Origin of the sequence: Aquiflexum sp. (assembly GCF_041749095.1) — a bacterium.
Taxonomy (GTDB): domain Bacteria; phylum Bacteroidota; class Bacteroidia; order Cytophagales; family Cyclobacteriaceae; genus Aquiflexum.
This window is the reverse complement of the sequence record NZ_JBGTCA010000504.1, coordinates 1-5,518: the sequence shown is the minus strand read 5'-3', so window position 1 is coordinate 5,518 and position 5,518 is coordinate 1. Positions and strand designations below refer to the sequence as shown.

The window sequence follows — 5,518 nt, the reverse complement described above, 5'->3', positions numbered from 1 at the left end:
TGAAAGAATATCGCAGAATCCGGAAACAATAGCAATGCTTGTAGAAGAAAACCGGTATTTGAGGAGAGAAAGGGATAGATTGTTGACGGAGGGTTCCCAACAACAGCGCGACCGGAACACAAGAACCCAAAGTACAACCACCACAAATAAACAATCCACTGTTCGTGAACGAACCGGAACCGATGAATCCGGTGATGGAGAAAGGAGAAGAAGAAGACGGTGGTGGCCCTTTGCCGCAGCAGGTGGTGCAGTTGCAACAGCAGCCATATTATCTGACAAAGAGGAAGGAGAAAAAGTTGGGTCTGAAGAAGGTGAAATAGAAGAACTGAATATTCAAGATTCAACTGTTAAGGCGGAGGCAACCTCAGTTGAAACCCCTCCTCTTAATCAAAAGCAATTGGATGATATCTCAATGGCGATAACATCTTCTATTATAGGCAATTCTATAACCTCTGAAATGATGGATCAAAAACAACTACCTACAACTTCACTTAGATCCCCTAATCCGTTAATTCAAGAAGTGATAGTCAGGGATACTGTATATGTAGAAAGTGAACCTGTAATCAATATTCTGAAATCCAAAGAAGCAATTTACTTTAAAGTAAACCAAAGGATTCCTGATGCCGAAGAAATCAATAAACTAAGCAACCTAATCAATTTTATAAAAGATAATGAAGAATATGGTCTGGTGCTTACGGGATTTGCAGACAACACCGGGAATGTCAACTACAATCTAAAGCTTGCTGACGAAAGGATGAAAAATGTTGGGAATATCTTGGTAGAAAAAGGAATTCCCTTGGAAAGTCTGAGATTTGAATCAGGAGGACAGGTGATAAGGGGAACGCGGAGTGGATCCAATGACCTTGATCGGAAAGTGGAGGTAAGGGCGGAGCTTCTTGAAGGAAGCAGTCTCAGTAGGCAGTAGGCAGTCGCAGTGGGCAGGGGGCAGTCGCAGGACCTCCCGAAAGCATCGGGGCAGGCTTTCCTACGACAGGGTGACGGCCGCTCAGATTGCGTCATTGGTAGGAGCACTTCGGTAACCTTTATTGCTTAAGAAATGTCTCCGTGCGACGTGGCAATCTCCATCGGGATGTGAAGTATCGGGTAAACAATATTGGAAAAAATCAAAATATCCTTTTTAACTCCATTATTTTTACTGATTTCGAAGATTCCATTTGTTTAACAAATCTGGTTTCATTCATGAAATCTCCATTTGTCCCTTTAGGGACACTGATATTGGTAGCATATTCATTGGGTGTCGAGATCGTTGTGCCTTTAGGTACAATATAAGAACTAGAATCTTCTCTTCCTTAAAACAAAGAAAACTTCAACTTATCCGTTAACAGCTCCAGCGCCATAATGGCTTTGACAGAGTTTCCTTTTTCGTTGAGTTCCGGGCTCCAGACTCCAATACTGAATTTGTGGGGCATGATTGCCGCCACTCCTCCCCCAACCCCACTTTTACCCGGAAGACCAACCCTATATGCAAATTCTCCCGCTTCATCATAAAACCCACAGGTCAACATCAAAGCGTTGATCCGTCTGGCATAACTTTCCGTAACTATTTCTCTTTTGGCATAAATGGAATAGCCATCATTGGCCAAATAAGAAATTGACCTTGCCAGGTCCACACAGCACATTTCCATGGCACAATGGGATACGTAGGTTTTCAAAACATCCTCTACCTTATTATTGAAATTTTGGTGAGCTTTCAAAAAATAAGCAAGTGCCGTATTCCTTTCAGAGTGCTTCAGTTCAGAATCCAGTACTTCCTGATTGATTCTGACACATTCTTTACCGGATAATTCATTGATGAATTTGCTGATTTCGGCAATGGGATCGTCAAACTTAGAGGTCAGAGCATCAGTAATGACCAAAGCACCTGCATTGATAAATGGATTTCTGGGAATTCCTTTTTCAAACTCCAATTGGGCAATAGAATTGAAGGGATTGCCACTGGGTTCCACGTTCACCCTGGACCACAGTTTACTTTGAAAAATATGTGCCACCATGGTAAGGGTATGCACTTTGGAAATACTCTGTATGGAAAAAGGAATTTCATAATCCCCCACACCAAAGACATTCCCTTCCAAATCAACCAATGCGATTCCAAACTTATCCCCATCTACTTCTGCCAGTTCCGGGATGTAATCTGCCACTTTACCCCTAGGGTTTGCTGACTTTACTTCATTGTAAACTTCTTCGATTAATTGCTGATAGTCCATGCTCAAAAATGGCTTTTATTTATTGCAGAAAAAATTTGCCGGGAACATTTGTAGCGTTTTTTCATAAAAATTCGTATTGACAGTAATCCATTGTCTTATGAAATACTTATCCTTCATCCCTTTTATTTGTTTGACATATTTGGTTTCTTGTGCCCAAGTGCCGCAAGTCCCGAATGATATACTTCCCAATATAAGAACGCTGGACCAAGAGGAAATCAGATTGGTCAATAGCAGCAGTGAGTTTGCTATGGAATTGTTCCGGGAAATCGAAAAGTCGGAAGATGGCAATTATTTTTTCAGCCCCTACAGTATACATCAGGCACTCAGTATGGCCATGAACGGCAACGAAGGCGAGGTATTGGAGGAGTTTTTGAAAGTACTTCACTTTGAGGGGCTGGATTTGAGTAAGGCAAATGATGCCAATAAAGGACTGACAGAGTTCCTGAAAAATGTAGACCTTAAAGTGGCCATCAATATCGCCAATGCCATTTGGTACAGACAGGGTCTGAGTGTGCAGCCACCTTTCAAAGCCACCATGGAAAATTACTATGGAGCAAATGTGGAAGCACTGGATTTCAACCAACCCAATTCCCATCAGGTCATCAATAACTGGATTGAAAGGGAAACAAGAGGTCTGATCAAAAATATGTTGGATGGGATCCCCAATGAGGCCATCATGTACCTTGTCAATGCCATCTATTTCAAAGGAGACTGGAAAACTCCTTTTCATCCCTCCAAAACCTCAAAACAGAATTTCTATCCCGAAAAATCTCCCTCCACTCAAGTGGATATGATGAGCACGGGAGGAAAAATCAAAGTTAATTATTTCCAATCCGGCCAACTCCAATATCTTGAACTCCCCTACAGCACTGGACAATATAACATGGGCATCGTTTACCATAGTGAAGGAAAATTATCCTCATTGATGCCGGAAATCACTTTTGAAAATATCCGATCCTGGCAACAACAAAGCAGAGAAAATGAAATGATAGTGGAAATGCCCAAGTTCAAAATGGAATACAAGCTGGAAAACCTCAAACAACATCTTATGGACCTTGGATTGAAAAAAGCCTTTGAACCAAGTCCGAAAAATTTCACCAAACTCTTTGAGAATCCTTTAATGGATATGTATATCTCAAGGATCATCCATCAGGCGATGATTGAAGTGGATGAAAAAGGAACAGAGGCTGCTGCGGCAACCGTAGTAGAGATAGGGGTCACTTCTATGCCTGTAACACCAACCTTCATACGCTTGGACAAACCTTTCCTATTTTTTATCAAGGAAAAACATAGTGGTACCATCTTGTTTATGGGTAAAATGGAAAATCCGAGTTTGAATTGAGAGGTTGATACTTATGCTTTAAGAATGCCAACAGCATAGTTTCTTCACCCAAAATGTGGAGTTATTTATTTCTGCCAATTTCCTTGAGACTCATCTTTTCAAAGCTAATTTCTTTTGTTTGTCAAGGATATTCAATGGCACTTTCCAACCAAAATCAAATCTGAACCCATCCAAAGTGGCTTCCTGCTCGAATTTTATGTTCGTGGCTTCCACCTGATAGTCTGCTTCGAATCTGCTGATGACAGGAGACCCGAAATTTCTCGAAATATTCAAACTCATAAAACTTGAATTGAAAACCAGGAACTCCAAGTGCATCCCTGCATTGAAAAACATATACTTCCGTACTTCAATGGGCAAAGGCCTTACCACTCCTGTCAGGTCAATCCTAGTGCCATCTTCAAAAATAATTCCGCCTCCTGTGGTCCTATAGATGTAATTGTTTTGATGGGTGTTGTCCTTCAACAAAAAGTAAGAACTGAAACTCGGACCAAATCGAACGGTCTTGAATTCTGAAATCGGAATATCATATTTGAAAGTCAAAGGAACGAAAGGCGTATTGATTCCATAAACCACCCAATCGGTCCAAAATGGCTGATGGATTCCATAGTCAAATGAAATATTATTACCCGCAGAAAATTGTCCATAACCGGTCTCTAAGGAATACCGGCCCATTTTATACCCTAAGACCGTACTGAACTGACCACTGCTGTTAAAATAAATGTCCTGTCTTGGTGTTAGCGGTTCCTTGATCCTAAAACCTCCATAAGCCATCAAATAAAAACCATCTGCATTGGCCAATTCATTTTTGATCATCTTGTTTTGGATATAATACCGTTTGGGAATTTTCTTATTATACTTGCTCCAATTGGAAGTATTGATGCCATACCCCAAAAATGCGGTTGCAAAAGAACCATTGCTTCTGACCTGATGAACAGCCATTTGTTCGTCGCTATTATAGATTGGGATATTGTAATGTTCCATTCGGTAAAGTCCTTGTTGGAACCTAAGACCGATGAGGAAATAATTGTCCCTGCGGTTGAAAATTTTATAGCCTACCTCAGCATTTAGCCCAAGACCTAACCTGCTTTTGAGCAGTCCTGTCTCAATCCCATCAATAGGCTCTCCATTGCTTATCAGGTTGAAAGGAGTGGGAGGAAAAATTACACTGAGACCAGTCTGCCAATAGAAACCCATATTATTGGGATTGGGGTATGACTTACGTAACATCAATCCAGTCTGAAGGACATTATCCCCTAAAAAGGTAAATGGACTTAAATAATTGTAAGTGCCAAAAGTTCTCCAATGATTTCTCTTGACCAAATCCAATTGAAACCCTAAATCAAGGTCATTTCCTATTCCATAGAAACCCGCTAAACTACCATGCCATGCCAATTTGATATAAGACCGATAATCAGGTTCAAATGCAGAATTATCGAAATTTAAATAAGACTTTGAAGGACCTCCTGATAACTCCAAACTGAATTTCCCTTGTGCTTTTGCCAAAGTCATAAAAACAATCAAAATCAATCCTGTAAAACCAATCCTTAATTTCATAAACAGGCTTTTTAAAATTAAAACATGCTATTATAACTAATAATTGGTTAGATTATTTTACTGAATAAAAAATTAAATACTATCCCTTCGTGAATCTTGATTCTTGTCTGCCAGCGTCCCCTACATTTTGTAAATGTTCAGAAATGGTAATGACATCAAAACGGGTTGCAGACCTCTCCTGACTTCGAGGTGATAAGGCAAAGTCATATATTTGAATTGAACGGGATTTTCAGTTCAATATTATCAATCTCCAAATTTGTCAATGGTACTCTAGACATGCATTGCTTTTTATTATTTCTCGCCTCGTTTCTCACAAACTTCTTGGTTCTTGTCTCCCCGATTATCGGGGCAGGATTTGATTCTAATCTCTCGCTTCTCGCCTCTCGGTTCTCAAATT

General features: G+C 40.3%; 6 protein-coding genes. 3 read left to right on the top strand and 3 right to left on the bottom strand.

Features of this window, described 5'->3' with window-relative positions:
• On the top strand, positions 1-925 hold a 925-nt coding region (locus ACEW8O_RS23095; RefSeq protein WP_373496992.1), incomplete at its 5' end, for an OmpA family protein.
• A complete protein-coding gene (locus tag ACEW8O_RS23090; RefSeq protein ID WP_373496993.1) occupies positions 897-1,040 on the top strand; it encodes a hypothetical protein in 144 nt (47 codons plus the stop codon). The genes ACEW8O_RS23095 and ACEW8O_RS23090, both read left to right, overlap by 29 nt.
• A 270-nt stretch (positions 1,041-1,310) precedes the next feature.
• On the opposite strand, the gene ACEW8O_RS23085 is transcribed toward ACEW8O_RS23090, so the two are convergent.
• The gene (locus ACEW8O_RS23085; protein WP_373496991.1) at positions 1,311-2,225 is read right to left on the bottom strand and encodes a glutaminase; all 915 of its coding nucleotides are present in this window, start codon (positions 2,223-2,225) and stop codon (positions 1,311-1,313) included.
• Between the two features lie 97 nt (positions 2,226-2,322).
• On the opposite strand from ACEW8O_RS23085, the gene ACEW8O_RS23080 reads away from it, so the two are divergent.
• The gene (locus ACEW8O_RS23080; protein ID WP_373496990.1) at positions 2,323-3,567 is read left to right on the top strand and encodes a serpin family protein; all 1,245 of its coding nucleotides are present in this window, start codon (positions 2,323-2,325) and stop codon (positions 3,565-3,567) included.
• Positions 3,568-3,657: 90 nt separating this feature from the next.
• Here the strand turns inward: ACEW8O_RS23080 and ACEW8O_RS23075 are convergent, their stop codons facing one another.
• Positions 3,658-5,121, bottom strand: coding sequence for a hypothetical protein (locus tag ACEW8O_RS23075; protein ID WP_373496989.1), 1,464 nt, complete (start codon positions 5,119-5,121; stop codon positions 3,658-3,660).
• A gap of 203 nt (positions 5,122-5,324) precedes the next feature.
• A partial coding sequence (locus ACEW8O_RS23070) for a hypothetical protein (protein ID WP_373496988.1) occupies positions 5,325-5,518 on the bottom strand: 194 nt, incomplete at its 5' end.

What these genes read in the sequence shown, in the direction of transcription:
- ACEW8O_RS23085 (WP_373496991.1), bottom strand. Translation starts at nt 2,225, where the DNA reads ATGGACTATCAGCAATTAATCGAAGAAGTTTACAATGAAGTAAAGTCA.
- ACEW8O_RS23080 (WP_373496990.1), top strand. Translation starts at nt 2,323, where the DNA reads ATGAAATACTTATCCTTCATCCCTTTTATTTGTTTGACATATTTGGTT.
- ACEW8O_RS23075 (WP_373496989.1), bottom strand. Translation starts at nt 5,121, where the DNA reads ATGAAATTAAGGATTGGTTTTACAGGATTGATTTTGATTGTTTTTATG.